Raw genomic sequence first — 17,955 nt, 5'->3', positions numbered from 1 at the left:
CTTCGTCACCTCGCAGAGTGGGTCAGGACCCGGTCGCCGGCCGTCGCAATCGCCGCGAGCTGCGGCTGGGCGATGGCCAGGTAGTCGGGGGTGGACAGGGCCACGGAGCGGTCCAGGCGGGCCGCGTTGAAATAGATCTCTTCGGTGAGGATCAGGCCCTCGTCGACGACGAGGTGCAGATCGGGGTGGAAGCTGAGCGGCATCACCGTGCCGCAGACGCTGCCGGCCAGGCGCTCGGCGATCTCGGGCGTGGCGAACGCCGTCCGCCCGCCGCCGAACAGTGCGCCGACGGCCTCCAGGTCGACCTGCCGGTCGCCGGGAACCACCGCGAGCACGTACTTGCCGACCCGCTTGGTGATGCTCACGCGGACGACGATGCACTTGGCGGCCTGCTCCAGCGGGTGGCCGCGCAGGACGCTGGCCAGGTCGGTCCGGCCCTCGGCCGGATGGTCGATCAGCCGGTAGCGGGCCTGATTGCTGTCGAGGAGGCCGATCAGCCGCTGGTACATCAGAGCACCTCGCCGACGTAGTGCCAGTCCTCGGGGTTGATCAGTCCGAAGGGGTTGATCGGAGCCACGCCCCTCAGGTCCTTGGCCACTTCCAGCAGACGGAAGGGGAAGTTGGGCATCCAGATGACCGGGACCTGCTGCGCGATGTAGTCCTGGTAGGCGTACAGGTCCTCCAGGTCGTCGCTGACCACGGTGCGGGCGATCAGCTCGTCCGCCTTCGGGTCGCTGTAGCTGCCGAAGTTCACCGAGGAACCGGTCGAGTAGAGCGCCTCACCGGTCGGGTAGAAACCGGGTCCGTAGCCCCAGCCGCCGTTCCAGTCGCTGAACTCCCACAAGCAGGGGCTGTCGGGGCCCGGGGTGCAGGTGGTGTCCTCCAGGACCAGGACGCTCGCCTCGACCTCGGTCAACACGATCTCGATGCCCGCCCCGGCGGCGTCGGCGGCGAATTTACGCATGACCGCGGTCAGCGTCTCGTGCCCCTGGGCGTACCGCATCGAGAACCGCAGCGGGGTGCCGGCCGGGATGCCCTCGCCCGCTTCTCCCGCTCCGGTGCCCTCGCGGACGCAGGTGGCCGGGGTGGTGCTGGTGTCCCAGCCGTTCTCGGTCAGGAAGGCGCGGGCCGCCGCCACGTCGAAGGGGTACGGGTCCTCGTGCGCGGCGGGCGAGAGCAGCGGGCTGTCGGGCAGGGACGGGATGGGCCCGGTGGTCGGGTAGCCGTAGCCCTTGTAGACGTCGCGGACGGCGCCCCGGGAGTCGAGGCAGGACTGCAGGGCCTGGCGGAAGTAGAGCTGCTTGAAGATCTTTCCGGCAACGGTGGGGTTGTTGAAGTTGATCGGGAAGTAATGGATTTTGTAAGTGAGTTGGGGGACGAGGTCGTAGTGCTCGCCGAGCGGGTTGGGTCCGCCGACCAGCGGGTCCTCGGCCGGCTCGGTGACCTCGTCGAAGGGCAGGAAGCCGATCTGCACGCCGCCTTGGGCCTCGGGGCCGCGGCGGAGCATCTCGTACTGCTCGGTGTCCGAGCCGGTGGGCACCAGCCGGAACTCGTCCAGGTAGGGCTTGTTGGGGCCGGAGTAGGTCTCGTTCGGTACCAGGACGGCCTCGCCCGAGACGCCATCGATGGTGTAACTGCTCAGCTTCCAGGGTCCGTTGACCACGCTCCAGACGGGGCTGGTGTCCCAGCTCTTGCGCTCGTCGTTGCAGGCCCGCAGGTAGGCGTAGACCGCGGAGGCCTGCGCCGGGTCGTGGGTGGCGTCGGCCGGCCGGTCGTCGGCGGTGCGGTCCCATGCCTTCGGCAGCGGGGTGATGGTGCTGAACTGGTTCATCAGCACCCAGTTGTGCGAGTAGGCACGGTCGAAGGTGAAGCTGATCTTGTCCTCGGCGACCTTCTCGTAGCCGGTCAGGTTGTCCGGGAAGAAGCCCGGCGTGTAGCCGCCGAAGCCGTCCTTCTCGGCCTCCAGGAGGTGCATCCACAGCATCACGTTGTCGGCGGTGACGCTCTCGCCGTTCGACCACGCGTAGGGCTTGACCGTGATCGTCGCCGTGCGGCCGTCCTCGCTCCACTCGGGGGGCTCGGCGAGGCTGCGCTCGTAGTCGACCGTCGGCTGGCCGCCGGTGCCGTACCAGTACAGCGGCCGGTACATCAGGGTCTGGAACTCGTGCAGGTTGGCCACCCCGTAGTACTCGCCCGGGGTGAAGGGGAAGATGAAGACCGGGCTGAAGCCGCTGGTGCAGGCCCAGGTCACGCTGCCCCCGCGGAGCGGGGTGGTGGGCGGGGTCATGTCGGTACCTCCTCCAGTGCGGATATGCCGCTGTCCGAGTGGGCTCCGTAGCGCTCCCAGCGCTCGTTGAGCCGGATCCGTCCGTCGTCCAGGAACTCGGGGGTGCTCCAGCACCGTCCTGCGACCACCTCGCCGTTCGCGAGGACCATCGTGTAGGCGAATTCGAGGTTCCCGTCGGGCTCCACGCGCCCGTTGAGCGAGCCCCTGCGGACCTCGCCTCCGTCGAAGTCGGCCCAGAGCAGGTCGCCGTCCTGGCGGTAGTGGCCGACGGGGGCGTCCTCGCCCGCCGGGTAACCGGTGTTGCGGAAACTCCTGCCGTCGTAATCGATCACGGGCGTCGTATCTCCTGAGTGATGCATTTGACCGCGCCACCTGCCTTCAGCAGTTCGGACATGTCCACTGCGTGCACCGCGAAGCCGCGTTCGCGCAGCCGGTCGATCAGGTGCGTGGCGGTCTCCGTCACCACCACGTTCAGTCCGTCGCTCACCGCGTTCAGGCCGAAGGCGTCGGCGTCCTCACGGGTGGCGAGGATCGCGTCGGGGTACAGCTCCCGCAGCACCTCCCGGCTCTCTTCGGAGAAGGCGGCGGGGTAGTACGCCACCAGGTCCTCGTCGAGGACGAACAGCGCCGTGTCCAGGTGGTAGAAGCGCGGGTCGGTCAGGGTCAGGCCGACCACCGGGAGGCCGAAGAACTCACGGAGCTCCTCGTGCGCGCGGGGGTCGCTGCGGAATCCCGCGCCGGCCAGGATCCGCCGGCCGGCGGGGACGAAGTCGCCCTCGCCCTCGTTGACGTACTGCGGGACGTGAACGTCGGTGTAGCCGCGGGCTTCGAACCAGGCCCGGTGGGTGTCGGCCTCGGCCGCGCGCTCCCGGTGGCGGAACTTCGCGATGAGCACCTTGCCGTCGACCACGGTGGCGCCGTTGGCGGAGAACACCATGTCCGGCAGGCCCGGCACCGGGTCGATGGAGGAGACCTCGTGCCCGAACCCGAGGTAGAGGTCCCGGATCCGCTCCCACTGGGCGAGCGCCAGGGCGGCGTCCATGGGCTTCTCGGGGTTCATCCACGGGTTGATCGCGTAGGTCACCTCGAAGTGGGTCGGCCGGCACATCAGGTAGTGCCGCCGGGTGGCCGTGCGCCGCGGGGTCTCAGCCATGTTCCGGCCTCATCTCGGTGCGGATGCGGCCGGCCGCGACGTGCGCGGTGGTCAGTGCCTCGGTCAGGGAGGTCCCGGTGGCGCCGATGAAGCCGAGGATGTTGTTGCCCGCCGGCGGGCGCTTGATGACGGTCCCCGCCGTGGCCGTGATCTTGAGGAAGAACAGCGCGGGGTCCTCGGCCACCTCGGTTGGCACCTCGATGGACTCGACCGTTCCGGCCCCGCTGATCAGGCACATCGCGGCGGTGTGCACACCGGTGGGCGCGTAGTGCGAGACGTCGGGCCGGATGCCGCGCGCCACGTCCGACACGCACCGGATGGGGTCGTGGCCGGCGCTGATCCGCGCCATGTGGTCGAGACCACCGCCACCGGGGCGGATCGCTATCTCCAGGATGAAGGGCCGGCCCTGGTGGAACCTCACCTCGGCGTGGAGCACGGACCGGCGCAGTCCCTGGGCGTGCGCCGCGTCCCGGACCACCTCGTGGACCGCGGCGATCTGCTCGGGGGTCAGGGAGCTCGGCGCGTGGTGGACGTCGTCGTCGAAGGTCCCGCTCTCGACGGTGATCCGGTCCACGATGGAGCCGAGGTACACCTCGTCGTCCCAGGCCAGCGCCTCGATGAGGTGCTCGTGGCCGTCGAGGTAGCCCTCGACGATGATCCCGTTCGGGCCGAGGTCCAGTCCGTCGGCCTCCATCAGCGCCCAGGTCATGGTCTCGATGCCCGAGGTGGCGTCCGCGAAGCGGGCCCGCATCTCCTCGGGGTCGTCGACCTTGAACACGAAGTTGCTGGCGGCGCCCAGGGTGGGCTTGAGGATCAGCGGGTAGCCGAGCTCCTCACCGGCCGCCAGGGCGGCCGCGACGTCGGGGGCGTAGCGAAAGCCGGGGTGCGCGGCGCTGCCGCGCTCGTGGGCCTGTCGCATCAGCAGCTTGTTGCGGCTGGTCCGGGCGGCTTCGAAGCCGATGCTCGGCAGTCCGAGCGCTTCGGCGACGACCGCCACCGTGACGACCCCGGACTCCGAGAAGGTCAGGACCCCCTCGAACTCCTCCTCCGCGTGCCAGACCTTGGCGGCGGTGACGATGTCCTCGATCTGCTTGGAGCCGGCCATCCGGTAGCGCTCGGCGGGCCAGAAGTCCTCGGTGCCGATGCCGTTGAGGACGTGGACCTCGGCCCCGAGGGCCTCGATCTGCTGGTAGCGCGAGACGTAGTAGGTGGCGTTCTGGCTGGCCTCGATGGCGAGCAGTTTCATCTGTGCTCCTCCCCTCAGACCTTGGCCGGGACGGGCTCGGCGGCTTCGGCGGCGGGCACGGACACGGTCTCGGCGGCGGGCTCGGAAGCGAGTTCGGCGGCGGCAGCGGCCTCGGCGGCCTCGGCGGCGGCGACCTCACGGTCGTGCTTGCGTAGCGAGAGGATGGTGAGGGAGGCGATGACGACGACCAGGGCGGAGAGGGCGTAGAAGCCGTTCTTCACGTTGGTGGAGTCGACCAGGAGCGAGATCAGGACGACGGCGGTGGTGCCGGCCGCGAGGCCGAAGGCGTTGGTGGCGCCGAAGACGAATCCCGTCTTCTCCTCGGGCGCCGCGCTCATCAGGGCGGTGCGGGCCGAGATGCGGGCCACGCAGAAGGCGATGGCGGCGAAGGGGATGACGGCCATCATCGCGTAGAGGTGGACGGACTCCAGGGACAGCAGCACCGCGAAGGCGAGGTAGCCGATCAGGGCCGTCTTCAGCACGGTGGCCTTGGAGTTGATCTTCTTGAAGGCCCAGGCCGCGAACAGCGCGCCGATGCCGAACAGGGCGTCGACGATGCCGAGGTAGCCGGCGTTGGACTTGAAGCCGTCGATGACCAGGACCAGCATGATGCTGTTGCCGACGATGATGACGATGTTGCCGATGATGTAGAGCAGCGCGAGTCGGGCCAGCGGCGGGCGGGAGCCGGCTGCGGCGACGGCCGCGGCGGCCTTGGCCGCGGCCTCCGGGGCGCTGGTGCCGGCGCCGGCCGGACGGCGGCCGATGAAGAACAGCAGGGCGGCGGAGAGCAGGAACGTGATCGCGTTGAAGTAGAAGAGCGACGTGGTGCCGACCCAGACGATCACCCAGCCGCCGAGGGCCGCAGACGCGAGCGTGCCGGCCTGGATGGCGATCTCGGCGTTGCCGTTGAACTGGGCGAGCCGGGACTCCGGGATGCGCTCCTTGATCAGGGCGTTGCTGGCCGGGAAGAAGAGGGCCGCGGAGATCGACAGGACGAAGCTGGCCACGTAGCTGACGGTCGAGGGGTTGCCGCCGAGGGCCAGCCAGACCGGCAGGGCGATCGCGGCGGCCGCACTGGCCAGGTCCGAGATCATCGCCAGGGTGCGGCGGTCGAACCGGTCGGCGAGCTTGCCGAAGAAGAGGGACAGCGCCACCTGCGGAATGGTGACGGCGATCATCAGCCAGCTGACCGCGAGCATGGTGTTGGCCTCGGTGAAGACCAGGTAGGAGGCGGCGGTGAGCTGGATGCCGTTGCCCAGGTTGGTGATGAAGGTCGCGGGGATGAGCAGTCGTTCGGCCCGATTGGGACGGGCCGGGGCGATCGTGGACACAGTGCTCCTCGGAGGTCAGGCTCGGATGTCGGCCGGCTCGGCCACGGGCGCGAAGGCCCCGACCGCGGTGGACAGGAGGGGGAGTCGCAGCGGAGCAACGGGGTCGGTCGGGAAGGCACCGGCCGGCAGGCTCAGATCGGCGCCGGCCCGTTCGGCACGGGCCGCGAGGTCGACGAGCAGCGGAGCGGCGCACGCGGTCAACGTCCGGACGGCGAGAACCAGGTCACCGAGGTCGCTCGGGACGCCCACCGCCACCCGGTCCGCCTGCTTCAGCAGCCGGTCGAGGTGCACGACGATCAGGTCCGCGGCCCGGTGGAGGCTGAAGCTCTCCAGCTCGTAGTGGGAGCGGAACCGCTCGACGACGATTCCCGCCTCCTGCGCACCGGTCCCGGAGACCGGCAGCAGCGCGTCCGCCGGAACGCCCGCGAGCAGCTGGTCCAGCCGGCCCGCGAGGTGGTTCCACGGATCGACCAGCCGGGAGCTGGAGAGGCCGTCGAGCGCCTCCCGGCTGAAGTTCGTCCGGGAGTGCTCCGGCGCGGTGAGCGCCAGGTAGAAGCGCACCAGGTCGCGCGGTACCTCGGCCACCAGATCGGCGGCCCAGACCACGTGGCCTTTGCTTGTCGAGAACTTCTGGTTCTCCAGTTCGTAGAACTCGTTCGACACGATGGCGTGCGGCTCGACGTACCGGTCGCCGTGCGCCATCAGCAGGGCCAGGTGCGTCATGCCCCAGAAGTAGACGTTGTCGAATCCGAGGAAGTACACGAGGTCGATGCCGTGCTCGGACAGCCAGTGCTCGTCGAAGCGGTCGGTGTGCTCACCGAGCTGCTCGGCCGCGTACCAGGTGCAGTACATCGAGGCGGCCATGCCCTCGGCCCAGGCGTTGAGGACCTGCCCCGGGGTCTCGGTGAACGGCGCCGGGATGCCCCACGCGGTCGGGTAGGTGATCGGGAAGTCCGGCAGCGGGCGGTCCAGCGCCTCCCGGACGAGCTGCGCGGTGTGCGGGCGCAGCACGTCGCGGTGGCGGACGTAGTAGTCGGCGAGCCGGTCGCGGTACTCCTCCATCGGCAGCACGAGGATCTGCGCCTCGCGGTGGGTGACCACGGCGTCCGGGTCGACGGTGGAGCGGGGGCGCAGCAGTTCGTCGAAGTTGTTGGGGTGTCCGCAGGACTCGCACAGTCCGCCGCGGCTCTCCACGAGGCACACCGGGCAGTCGCCGGCGACCAGGCCCTCCATCAGGTACTCGCCGGTGGCCTCGACGTACGGCAGCAGCACCGTCTTGAGCCGGAAGGCCCCCTCGCTGTGGAGGTCGGTGACGAAGTCGATGACGGTCTGGCGGTAGCCCTTGTCGAAGGGGGCGAAGCCGTCGACGGAGACGCCGGCCGCCTCCAGGGTGGCGCGGATCTGGGTGGCGGAGCGCAGGGCCAGCTCCTCCGGGGTCAGACCGGCGCGGGCGGCGCTGGCGACCACGTAAGTCTGGCTGTCGTCGGTACCGCTGGTGAAGATCACCGGCCGGTCCGACGCCCGCAGGTAGCGTGCGTACACGTCGCCCGCCAGGTAGGGGCCCGCCAGGTGCCCGGTGTGCAGGTCCCCGTTCGGGGTGGGCGGCGGCGCGATGATGACCGTACGGCGTGTCATGCCTGGACTCCTTCGTGGCGGGCTGCGAACCGCTGGGTCATGTCGAGGTCCCACCAAACGCTGTACATCTCGAAGTCCTCGTCGGACTCGTTGATCACGCGGTGGTCGGAGCCGGGGGTGAAGTGGACGATGTCCCCGGTCGTGAAGGGCTTGCGGACACCGCCCGACTCCAGGACGGCGGAGCCGGCGACGGCGATGAAGATCTCGTACTCGTGGTGGGCGTGGGCGGTCGATGCGGTGCCGGGGCGGATCACGCACCAGGACCCTTCGAACGGGGCGTTGAGCTCGGGCCAGGGCAGGAGCCGCTGCGCATCGAGTCCGTTCTCGTGCGTCAGTCCTTCGCGGTGGAGTGGCTGGGTGAGCATGTGCTTCGGTCTCTCCTCGTCGGGCGGGTACGGCGCGTGTGGGGGTGCGCGGGTCTCAGACCGCGCCGGCGAGAGCGAGCTCCCGCACGTCCGGGATCTCCACGGAACGGGTCCGGCGGTGCGCCAGGATGTCCTCGGTGATCTCGGCGGAGCGGCCCGCGAGCACGCTGAGCAGCGAGTCGGCGATGCCGTGGGTGGCCTCGTTGACACCCTGCAGGTAGCAGGCGGCGGTCGCGGGACGGCCGAGGTCGAGCCGGTAGTTGCGGCTCACGTTGATCTCCTCGACACCGATCGACTCCGCGAGGGCCTTGACCGCCCACGGCATCTCGCGGACGAAGCCGGTGCCCAGGAGCACCAGGTCCGTGCGCATCTCCCGCTCGGCGCCCGACTTGCGGTCGACGAGGGTCAGGACGACCTCGTCGCCGTCCATCCGGGCGCCGGTCACGTCCGTCATGGCGTGCATGCCCAGGCGTTCCCGGCCGGTGCGGCGGTCCTGGTAGAACTGCCGGTACAGGCCGTCCAGGGTGGCGGGGGAGAGGCCGCCGTAGTTGGAGCGGTACATCTCGCCGAGGAGCTGCTGGCGGGCCTCGGGCGAGGAGCCGTAGAACTCGTCGATGAAGGACGTGTAGTAGAGCTCGTTGGTGAACTTGCTGCTCTCGTAGCCGTTCAGACCGATGGAGCGCATGATCATCGTCGGCTTGCACTCGGGCAGGTCCCGCAGCGCGGCGCCGAACAGCTCGGCCGCGCTCTGCGCCCCGCCGATCACCGCGACGCGGTGCGGCAGGTCGGCCCGCACCCCGGCGATGCGCTGCGTGTACTGGGTGCTGTGGATGACGCGCTCGGCCGGCAGACCGTCGAACACGGCGGGGACGTGGGCGTCACGGCCCGCACCGATCACGAGGTAGCGGCAGCCGATGGTGTCGCCGTCGGCAAGGGTGACCAGCCAGCCGGCGACCTCGCCGTCGTCGCCCGTCACCGCCTCGACACCGGCGCATTCGCGGCCGTATTCGACCTGCACCGTCTCCAGTTCATTGGCGACCCATTGCAGGTACTCGGATATCTCGCTGCGGTAAGGGACGAAACTCGCCAGGTTGACGAAGGCGTCAAGACGTGCCTGCGAGTGAAGGAAATTGACGAAGGAATATCTGCTGCACGGATTGCGCATGGTGACCAGGTCCTTGAGGAAGGACACCTGGCTGAGCGCGTCGGGCAGCAGCATGCCCCGCTGCCAGACGATGTCCTGCTCGCGCTCGATCAGCAGGGTGTCACCGGCCAGCTCGGGTGCGAGCTCCTCGACGGCGACCGCCAGCGCCAGGTTCGCCGGGCCTGCGCCGACTGCGAGCAGTTCGACATTGCGATGCGCCATGGAAGTACCTCCAGATGGAACAGGTGGACAGGTTCGTACGGTCAGGCAGGACGGTTCGCGTCCTTGCGTTGCCTTCCGGGTGATGACCACATTCCATGGCCGCGGCCGATTGCCCGGAAGCCTTCTCGGCCACGGACAATCAACTCGGCGACGGCCCTCGCGGGCGGGTTGATTGGCCGGTGTTCCCGATTACTTCCGGTCAACTCCGAGCCCCATTTCCATGGGGTCTTGTGATCAGTTGCGTCACACGCATCCGGCTGGCCGAACCATCCCTCGGGCAGCCGGGCTTCCATCGAAACCCCATGAGAAGGAGCCCTCGTGCCGCTCACCGAGCCCATCACCCCTGCCGGCGCGCTCTACCGTTCCGAGAGCCCCACACGGGTCGCCACGCGCCGACGTCTGCTGATGTGCCGGCCCCGGCACTACGACGTCACGTACTCGATCAACCCGTGGATGAATCCGCAGCACGCCACGGACAACGCGCTCGCCGTCAGCCAGTGGGAGGGACTGCGTGACCTGTACCTCGAACTCGGCCACGTGGTCGAGGAGATAGACCCCATCGAGGGCCTGCCCGACATGGTGTTCGCGGCCAACGGCGCCACCGTCGTCGACGGCAAGGTCTACGGGGCCCGGTTCCGGCACGCGGAGCGCACCGCCGAGGGACCCGCGTACCTGCGGTGGCTGGAGGGGCGCGGCTACACCGACTCGCTGTGGCCCGAATTCGTCAACGAGGGCGAGGGCGACATCCTCACCGTCGGCCGCCGCCTGCTGGCCGGTACCGGATTCCGCACGGACCCGCGCTCCCACCTGGAGGCGCAGGAGTTCTTCGGCCTCCCGGTCACCTCGCTGACCTTGGTGAACCCGGAGTACTACCACCTGGACACCGCACTCTCCGTGCTGTCCGAGGACGAGGTCATGTACTACCCGGCCGCCTTCTCCCAGGGCAGCCAGGCCGTACTGCGCGCCATGTTCCCCACGGCGATCTTGGCCACCGCCGAGGACGCCGCCGTCTTCGGCCTCAACGCCTTCTCCGACGGCCGCCACGTGCTCCTGCCGGCCGCGGCCACCGGCCTGCACGCCAAGCTGCGGGCACGCGGCTTCGAGCCGATCGGGGTCGAGCTCTCCGAGCTGCTCAAGGCCGGCGGCAGCGTCAAGTGCTGCACGCTGGAACTGCGCGATCGCTGACCGCGCAACCCTTTCGGCGGCGACGGTGTTCCTACCGTCGCCGCACGGCCCCGGCGGTGGGCCGGGTCGTGACGAACGAAGATCATGACGAACGAAGGAGTCCCGCCATGCCGACCCCCGGTCCGCTCAGCGGTGCCAGCGCCACGGTGGCGATCCATCCCACGCCCTTGGGGCCGCTCGTGCTCGCGGCGACGGACGACGCGCTCGTGCTGTGCTGCTACGGCACCACCGAAGAAGCCGCGGAGCGCCTGGCCCGGGCCGGACTGCGCCCGGCCGGACCGGGGGAGGCGGGCGCCCCAGGACAGAAGGTCCTGGACGAGGCCCGGGAACAGATCGACGCGTACCTGGCCGGTGCGCGCCGGGACTTCACCGTCGCGACGGACCTGCGGCTCGCCACCCCGTTCAGCCGGCGCACCAACCTGATGCTGGCCGAGTTCGTCCCGTACGGGACCACCGCGACCTACGCGGAGCTCGCCCGGGCCCTGAACCGGCCCGGCGCCGCGCGTGCCGTCGGCACGGCACTGGGAACGAATCCGCTGTGCGTGGTGCTGCCCTGCCACCGGATCATCGGCTCCACGGGCAGTCTCAGCGGCTACGCGGGAGGGCTGGAGGCCAAGCGCCATCTGCTCGCCCTCGAAGCCCCGGCCTCACCGGCCGCCTGAATCCGCCCTCCCCGCTGCAGAAAGCAGAGCATGTGAGCGCGTACGAGCCGTCCCAGCTCCCCGGCCTCGAACTGCCCGGCCCGGTCTTCGCCCCACCCGCACCAGGAACCCTCGACTGGACGGGGCTGGCCGCGGAACTGAACTCCGAGGGGGTGGCGGTGACCCCGCCGCTGCTGTCGCCCGAGCAGTGTGCGCAGCTGCGGGAACTCTTCGACCACCCCACGGCCTTCCGCGCCACCGTGACCATGGCGCGGCACCGCTTCGGCGAGGGCCTCTACCGCTACTTCGCCCACCCGCTGCCCGAACTCGTCCAGGACCTGAGGGAGCAGCTGTATCCGCCGCTGGCCCTGATCGCCAACGAGTGGGCGCGGCGCCTGGGGCAGCCGGCCTTCGCCCCGGACCACGAGGGACTGGTCGCGGCCTGCGCGGCCGCCGGACAGCACCGCCCGACCCCGCTCCTGCTCCGGTACGGGCGGGGCGGCTACAACTGTCTGCACCAGGACGTCTACGGTGACCTGACCTTCCCGCTCCAGGTCGCAATCATGCTCGACCGCCCGGACGAGGACTTCACCGGCGGGGAGAGCGTGTTCGTCGAACAGCGCCCGCGCGCCCAGTCCCGCCCGCTCGTCAGGCGGCCGACCCAGGGCCAGGGCCTGATCTTCACGGTCGACCACCGTCCGGTGCGTTCGGTGCGCGGCTGGAGCCGGGTGACGCTGCGGCACGGCGTGAGCGCCGTCCTCAGCGGGCAGCGGCACGTGCTGGGCGTCATCTTCCACGACGCGCGCTAGTTCCGAGGACGACATCTATACCGGGAAGCGGCGGAATCATCCGCTCCGAGGACCCGGTTCCTGCCGCCCCGTTCCAGCGGACCGCCGCGGCGCGCGGTTCCCGCGGGTCAGCGCCGCGTGCCGCGCGCCCGCCCCCCGGCAGAACCGCCGCTCGCGCTGGAGTTCCGCTGGAGTTCCGCCCCACCGGGCTTCCGTACGGTCGCCTTGCGACGGAGCGCCGATCTTGACGGGCCGTCGTGCACCACGGCTGATCGGGCGGTCCAACGTGAGGAGCGGTGGAACATGCAGCACGTCCAGGGCGCACAGGTCTCGACATCAGGGCACGATCCCGGACCCGACGGTCCGGGCCTGTCGCTCAACAGCTCTCAACACCGGCTCATCACCGCGTCCCTGCAATCGCTGGCGCAGGAGATGAACGACATAGCCGAGCAGGCGTCCGCACTGCTCACGACACCGGCGGGCCGTCCGTCCACCGACTCCGAGGTCTTCACCCGGATCGCCCGCAGAACCGTTCCCCGCTGGCACTTCGCGATGCTGAACGACACCGAGCGCAATGACGCCCTGGCCGGCGCCTTGGCCCGTGGCGTGCCGTCCGGAGCGACCGTGCTGGACATCGGCTCGGGGAGCGGGCTGCTCGCCATGGCGGCGGCCCGAGCGGGCGCGGCGCGCGTCATCACCTGCGAGACGAATCCGCTGCTCGCGGAGGTGGCCCGGCAGGTGATCGACGCCCACGGCTTCAGCGACGTCATCACGGTGATCGGAAAGCCGTCGACCGCGCTGGAGATCGGCCGTGACCTCGACGGCCCGGTGGACGTACTGGTCTCGGAGATCGTCGACTGCGGGCTCATCGGCGAGGGCCTGCTGCCGTCGATCCGGCACGCGCGCCGGCACCTGCTGAAGCCCGGCGGGACCATGTTCCCCTCCGCGGCCCGGATCCTCGGCCGGCTGGTCAGCAGCGAGGACATCCTGCGGCTCAACCAGGTCACCACGGCCGGCGGGTTCGACGTCTCGCTGATGAACGCGCTCTCAACCCGGGGCCACCTGCCGGTGCGCCTCGGCACCTGGCCCCACCGGTTCCTGTCCGAGACCACCACGGTCGTCGAGTTCGACCTGGCCGAGGACCCCCTGGAGCCGGGCGAACGCCAGGTCGACCTCACCGCGAGCACCGACGGGGAAGCGCACGCCCTGGTCGTCTGGTTCGAGCTGGACATGGCGGCCGGCACCACGCTGACCAACGCCCCGGAGAACACCACGTCGCACTGGATGCAGGGCTGGGTCCCGCTGGAGAAGTCCGTCCAGGTGAAGGCAGGCGAGGGCGTCCCCCTCCGGCTCCGGTGGAGCGACTTCTCCCTCAGCGTGCACGTCTGACCGACACCGCCGGCGGGCCCACCCCCGTACCGCCGGCCGTACCTCCTGCGCATCCGGACCAAGGAGAACGCAATGAGTCACGCACCGCAGCACGTCCCGTTCGAACTCAGCGGCACCGAACTGCGCGACGCGATCGTGCAGTACGCCACGAACCCGATCTTCCTCGACAACCTGGACTGGCAGAACGACGACAACCCCTACCGCCGCCAGCTGCGCCCGCAGATCCTGCCCCACCTCGACTTCGACAAGGTGCCGGGCCGGGAGAACATCCTCGACTACACGAGCCTGGCCGTACAGCGCCTGCTCACCTCGATCTACGAGGCGGACCTGGTGTTCTTCCCCAAGTCCGGCCTGGAGGGCAAGGAGGAGGACTTCCGCGCGTTCTACAGTCCGGCCAACCGCGCGCTCGGGGAGCGAATACGACCGGCCCTGGAGCGGTACGCCTTCGGTTTCCTCGACGACGAGGTCGAGACGTCCGGAAAGTGGACCAGGGCGAGCCTGGACAGTTACCTCGACTCGCTCGACATGGGCGGCGGCGAGGAGCTGTCACCGATCGAGGCCGCCGTCACCGGCTCCACCGACCCCGCCCGCGCCGCCCGCATGTGGCTGGTGCAGTTCGCACCCGACTTCCTGTCCGAGGCGTCACCGATGATGCGCAACGTCCTCGGCTACTACGGGCCGGTCCAGTCCGAGTGGTTCAAGGTCGTCATCGACGAGTACGGCTACGGCGTGCACGACACCAAGCACAGCACCCTCTTCGAGCGGACCCTGGAGTCCGTCGGCCTGAAGTCCGACCTCCACCGGTACTGGCAGTACTACCTCAACAGCAGCCTGCTGCTGAACAACTACTTCCACTACCTGGGCAAGAACCACGAGCTGTTCTTCCGCTACGTCGGCGCCCTGTTCTACACGGAGAGCTCGCTGGTCGACTTCTGCCGGCGGGCCGACCGCCTGCTGCACGGCGTCTTCGGCGAATCGGTCGACACCACCTACTTCACCGAGCACGTCCACATCGACCAGCACCACGGCCGCATGGCGCGCGAGAAGATCATCGCGCCGCTCATCGAGGCGCACGGCGAGGGGATCATCCCCGAGATCGTCCGGGGCATCGAGGAGTACCGGGTGCTCCTGGAGGTCGCCGACCAGGACTTCGTCGCGCAGATCTCCTGGATGGACGACCAGCCGGAGCTCAAGAAGCTGCACGGCCCCGTCTACGAGGCCCTCAAGGAGGGTCGGGTCCAGGCGCCGGTGGCGCACCTGGTCGAGCCGTTCAACGAGCTGTCGAACACGCACTGCCACGAGGGCGACGAGCTCTGCCACATCGTCTCCGGCACCATGCGCTTCGAGAGCGGGCTCGGCTCGTCACTGACGCTGGAGGCGGGCGAGGGGGTCGTCATCCGGCGCAACCGGCTGCACGGCGCCGACATCCTGTCCGAGGAGTGCGTCTACGAGATCCACTCGGTGGGGGACTACCGCAAATGCCTGTAATGAGCTTCCCCGTCGCGGGGCGGGAGAACTGCGTGGTCGTCGCCGGGACGGCCTACGTGTACGCCACGGTCGACGGCCGCGGCTTCGTGATGAACGCCCAGTGCCCCCACCGCGGCGGCCCGCTCCACCTGGCCGGCGTGACACCGGACGCCGGCCGGCTGATCTGCCCCTGGCACGACCGCAAGACGTCCGCGGCGCGGCTGCGCAACGAGATCCCGGCCGTGCGGACCGGCAACCGGGTCACGGCGGTGTTCCCCGACCGTCCCGCCCGCCCCACGACGGCTCCGGCCGACGTATGCGGCCGCACCAGCCGTGAGTACCGGCCATTGTCGGCCGATCTCGCCCGCCCGGGCGCGGCGGTCTGATCCCATCCCGTTGCACCCGGCGCCGGACGTCCGGCGCCGGGTGCAACGGCCTGCACCGACCCGGTGTTCTACAGGTGGCGGCGCACCGGCAAAAGGCACGACGACGAACGAGGAGTGTGGACCATGGCGTGGGACGGCGAGAAGCCGCTTCTGCTGCTAATCGGAAGCAGCGGTCAGCGCAGCAGGGAGTTCATTCTGCGGACGGTGAGCAGGCGTTACGCGTTATGGCTCCTCCAGCCCGCACCGGTGAGCTGGGAAGAGCCGTACGTCGTGGGCTCCACGATCGTGGACAACACCGAGCCGGACGCACTGACGACGGCCGCCCGGCAGGTGGCCGCCGAGCACACCCTGGCCGGTGTGTTCTGCTACGACGAGGGACTCGTGACCCCCGCCGCGCACGTGGCGCAGGCGCTCGGGCTGCCGGGCAACTCCCCCGAGTCCGTCATCGCCTGCCGGGACAAGGCCGCCACGCGGTCCGCGCTGGAGACGGCCCGGGTACCGCAGCCCGCCTCGATCGGCGTACGGTCCCTGGCCGAGGCCCGGGCTGCGGCGGAGAAGATCGGCTTCCCCGTCGTGCTGAAGCCGCGCGGGCTGGCCGGCGGGATGGGCGTGCGCAAGGCCGACGGCCCCGATGACGTGGAGAGCGCCTACCGGGCGGCCTCCGGCGCCTCCTACCCCGGTGTTCCCGTCTTCGACGTGTCGGTGCTCGTCGAGGAGTTCGCCGACGGCCCCGAGATCAGCGTCGACGCGGTCTTCTTCGACGGGGAGTGCGTTCCGCTCGTCGTCGCCCGCAAGCAGGTCGGTCTGGCTCCCTTCTTCGAGGAGACGGGGCACGAGGTCGACGGGGCCGACCCGCTGCTGACCGATCCCGGGCTGCTGGAGGCGCTGCGGTCCGCGCACGCCGCGTTGGACTTCCACACCGGCGTCAGCCACACCGAGTTCCGCATCACCCCCGGCGGACTGCGCCTGATGGAGGTCAACGCCCGCCTCGGCGGGGACATGATTCCCTACCTCGGGGAGCTGGCCACCGGTGTCGACGTGGCGATGGCGGCGGCGGACACCGCCGCGGGCGTCCGCCCGAACACCGAGGTCCGCCACCGCAGGGCCGCGGCCATCGCCTTCCTGTACCCGGACCAGGACATCGAGATCGACGCCGTAACCGTCCACGAGGACCGCTTCCCGGCCGGTGTCCACAGCGCCGACGCGATGGCGGGTCCCGGCGCGGTACTGCGCCTGCCGCCGCGCGGCTACATCTCCCGCTACGCCCGCGTGATCGCCCTCGCCGACTCGGTCGAGCAGGCCCGCGCCGCCCTGTTGAGCGCCCCCGAGATCGTGGAGCTCGACTCCCGCCCGGCGGAGGTACCCGCTCCGTGACGAACACCGGACACGACTCTCCGGACGGCCGCAAGGCCGCCCGGCCGTCCGTCGTACAGACCCTGCGCGGGATCCCGGGACCGATCTGGCTGGTCCTGGCCGGCATGCTGATCAACCGGCTGGGCAATTTCCTCCAGATCTACCTGGTGCTCTACCTGACCGACAAGGGCTTCAGCACCTCCGCGGCCGCCTTCGCCCTCGGTGCGTACGGGGTGGGCTCGGTCGTCGGCGTCCTGGCGGGCGGCTCGATCTCGGACCGGGTCGGCTACGCGTGGACCATCGTCGGCTCCATGGCCCTCGCCGGTCTGCTCACCCTGAGTCTGGTCTTCCTCGACAGCCTGCCCATGGTGATCACGGTGGCCGCGGTGATCGGCATCGCCGCCCAGGCCTACCGGCCCGCCTCCTCGGCGCTGCTGGTGGAGGCCACCCCCGAGGAACACCACGTGATGGTGTTCGCGGTCTACCGCATGGCGTTCAACCTCGGCACCACCGCGGGCCCGCTGCTCGGCGCCCTGCTCATCAGCTACTCATACAACCTGATGTTCTACATCGACGCGGTGACGTCGGTCGGCTTCGCCCTCTTCGCCCTGGTCCTGGTGAAGACCGGCCAGGCCACCGCTCCCGGCGCCCGGGACCAGCAGGCCGACGGCGCTTCGTACCTGGCCGTGCTCCGCGACCGGCGCTACCTGCTGTTCCTCCTGGCGCTGTTCCTCAACGCCGTCGTCTACATCCAGCACACCTCCGCGCTGCCGCTCCAGCTCAAGGCGGACGGCCACGGACCGACCTTCTACTCCACCCTGCTCTCGCTGAACGCGGCCATGGTCATCTGCCTGGAACTGCTGTTCACCAAGTACGTGCAGCACCTGCCGGGTCGGTTCGCCGTCGCGCTGGGCGTCGGCCTGGTCGGCGTCGGCATGAACCTGTACGTGGCCGGTCCCGGCATGGCCGTGTTCGTGATCGCGACGGTGGTGTGGACGGTCGGCGAGATGATCGGCACCCCGACCGCCTCCGCCTGGCCCGGCAAGGTCGCCCCCGCACACCTGCGGGGCCGCTACATCGCGGCCTCCGCCTTCCCGATGCAGATCGGCTACGCCGTGGGCCCGGTGATCGGCATCGCGGCCTGGCAGGCCTCGGCCGCCTCCGTGTGGTGGCTGTGCGGAGTGCTGACCGCCGTCGCCGTCGTCGTCACCCTGATCGGCATGGCCGAACCCTCCGCCGACGGGAAGCGGCGTACCGCGGACGCCGATCCGGCGGCCGCCCCGGCACCCGCCGAAACACCCTGAGCCCCCTCCCCCGTGCCGCGGTTGCCCGGCACGCCGTGATCCGGAAGTGAGCGAAGCTG

17 protein-coding genes are annotated in these 17,955 nt (G+C 70.0%); 8 read left to right on the top strand and 9 right to left on the bottom strand.

Annotated features, from left to right (window positions below):
• Window positions 1-5: 5 nt before the first annotated feature.
• From ACIQK6_RS11890 to ACIQK6_RS11850, 9 genes are read right to left on the bottom strand one after another with little or no spacing between them, the layout of a single operon-like run.
• Entirely contained in the window at window positions 6-509 is a 504-nt protein-coding gene (locus ACIQK6_RS11890) for a YbaK/EbsC family protein (RefSeq protein WP_329100165.1), read from the bottom strand.
• Window positions 509-2,287, bottom strand: a complete 1,779-nt coding sequence (locus ACIQK6_RS11885; protein WP_329100166.1) for an ABC transporter substrate-binding protein — start codon at window positions 2,285-2,287, stop codon at window positions 509-511. The genes ACIQK6_RS11890 and ACIQK6_RS11885 overlap by 1 nt, the downstream gene beginning before the upstream one ends.
• Window positions 2,284-2,619, bottom strand: a complete 336-nt coding sequence (locus tag ACIQK6_RS11880; RefSeq protein ID WP_329100167.1) for a hypothetical protein — start codon at window positions 2,617-2,619, stop codon at window positions 2,284-2,286. Before ACIQK6_RS11880 ends, ACIQK6_RS11885 begins: the two co-directional genes overlap by 4 nt.
• Entirely contained in the window at window positions 2,616-3,440 is an 825-nt protein-coding gene (gene ddaH / locus ACIQK6_RS11875) for a dimethylargininase (RefSeq protein WP_329100168.1), read from the bottom strand. Before ddaH (ACIQK6_RS11875) ends, ACIQK6_RS11880 begins: the two co-directional genes overlap by 4 nt.
• Complete coding sequence (locus ACIQK6_RS11870) at window positions 3,433-4,686, bottom strand: ATP-grasp domain-containing protein (RefSeq protein WP_329100169.1); 1,254 nt, start codon at window positions 4,684-4,686, stop codon at window positions 3,433-3,435. Before ACIQK6_RS11870 ends, ddaH (ACIQK6_RS11875) begins: the two co-directional genes overlap by 8 nt.
• A gap of 14 nt (window positions 4,687-4,700) precedes the next feature.
• Window positions 4,701-6,017 (bottom strand): MFS transporter, encoded by a 1,317-nt coding sequence (locus ACIQK6_RS11865; protein ID WP_329100170.1) that lies wholly within the window; start codon window positions 6,015-6,017, stop codon window positions 4,701-4,703.
• Between the two features lie 15 nt (window positions 6,018-6,032).
• Window positions 6,033-7,652, bottom strand: coding sequence for a class I tRNA ligase family protein (locus ACIQK6_RS11860; RefSeq protein ID WP_329100171.1), 1,620 nt, complete (start codon window positions 7,650-7,652; stop codon window positions 6,033-6,035).
• Window positions 7,649-8,017: a cupin domain-containing protein gene (locus ACIQK6_RS11855; protein ID WP_329100172.1), complete on the bottom strand. Its 369-nt coding sequence runs from the start codon at window positions 8,015-8,017 to the stop codon at window positions 7,649-7,651. The genes ACIQK6_RS11860 and ACIQK6_RS11855 overlap by 4 nt, the downstream gene beginning before the upstream one ends.
• 55 nt (window positions 8,018-8,072) lie before the next feature.
• Window positions 8,073-9,383, bottom strand: coding sequence for a SidA/IucD/PvdA family monooxygenase (locus ACIQK6_RS11850; protein WP_329100173.1), 1,311 nt, complete (start codon window positions 9,381-9,383; stop codon window positions 8,073-8,075).
• A 318-nt stretch (window positions 9,384-9,701) separates the two neighbouring features.
• Between ACIQK6_RS11850 and ddaH (ACIQK6_RS11845) the strand changes: the two genes are divergently transcribed.
• From ddaH (ACIQK6_RS11845) to ACIQK6_RS11810, 8 genes are all read left to right on the top strand, one after another.
• Window positions 9,702-10,568: a dimethylargininase gene (gene ddaH / locus ACIQK6_RS11845; RefSeq protein ID WP_402694728.1), complete on the top strand. Its 867-nt coding sequence runs from the start codon at window positions 9,702-9,704 to the stop codon at window positions 10,566-10,568.
• A gap of 107 nt (window positions 10,569-10,675) precedes the next feature.
• Window positions 10,676-11,230: a methylated-DNA--[protein]-cysteine S-methyltransferase gene (locus tag ACIQK6_RS11840; protein ID WP_329100174.1), complete on the top strand. Its 555-nt coding sequence runs from the start codon at window positions 10,676-10,678 to the stop codon at window positions 11,228-11,230.
• A 32-nt stretch (window positions 11,231-11,262) separates the two neighbouring features.
• A complete protein-coding gene (locus ACIQK6_RS11835; RefSeq protein ID WP_329100175.1) occupies window positions 11,263-12,018 on the top strand; it encodes a 2OG-Fe(II) oxygenase in 756 nt (251 codons plus the stop codon).
• 282 nt (window positions 12,019-12,300) lie between these two features.
• Complete coding sequence (locus ACIQK6_RS11830) at window positions 12,301-13,386, top strand: 50S ribosomal protein L11 methyltransferase (protein WP_402694727.1); 1,086 nt, start codon at window positions 12,301-12,303, stop codon at window positions 13,384-13,386.
• A gap of 72 nt (window positions 13,387-13,458) precedes the next feature.
• A complete protein-coding gene (locus tag ACIQK6_RS11825; RefSeq protein WP_329100177.1) occupies window positions 13,459-14,874 on the top strand; it encodes an iron-containing redox enzyme family protein in 1,416 nt (471 codons plus the stop codon).
• Window positions 14,874-15,239, top strand: a complete 366-nt coding sequence (locus tag ACIQK6_RS11820) for a Rieske 2Fe-2S domain-containing protein (RefSeq protein WP_329100178.1) — start codon at window positions 14,874-14,876, stop codon at window positions 15,237-15,239. Before ACIQK6_RS11825 ends, ACIQK6_RS11820 begins: the two co-directional genes overlap by 1 nt.
• A gap of 204 nt (window positions 15,240-15,443) precedes the next feature.
• A complete protein-coding gene (locus tag ACIQK6_RS11815; RefSeq protein ID WP_329100179.1) occupies window positions 15,444-16,613 on the top strand; it encodes an ATP-grasp domain-containing protein in 1,170 nt (389 codons plus the stop codon).
• Window positions 16,610-17,896: an MFS transporter gene (locus ACIQK6_RS11810; protein WP_329100180.1), complete on the top strand. Its 1,287-nt coding sequence runs from the start codon at window positions 16,610-16,612 to the stop codon at window positions 17,894-17,896. The genes ACIQK6_RS11815 and ACIQK6_RS11810 overlap by 4 nt, the downstream gene beginning before the upstream one ends.
• Window positions 17,897-17,955 lie beyond the last annotated feature (59 nt).

This window comes from Streptomyces sp. NPDC091682, assembly GCF_044756625.1.
Classification (GTDB): Bacteria; Actinomycetota; Actinomycetes; order Streptomycetales; family Streptomycetaceae; genus Streptomyces.
Note: the sequence above shows the minus strand (reverse complement) of the source record. Positions and strands in the feature narration are given on the sequence as shown.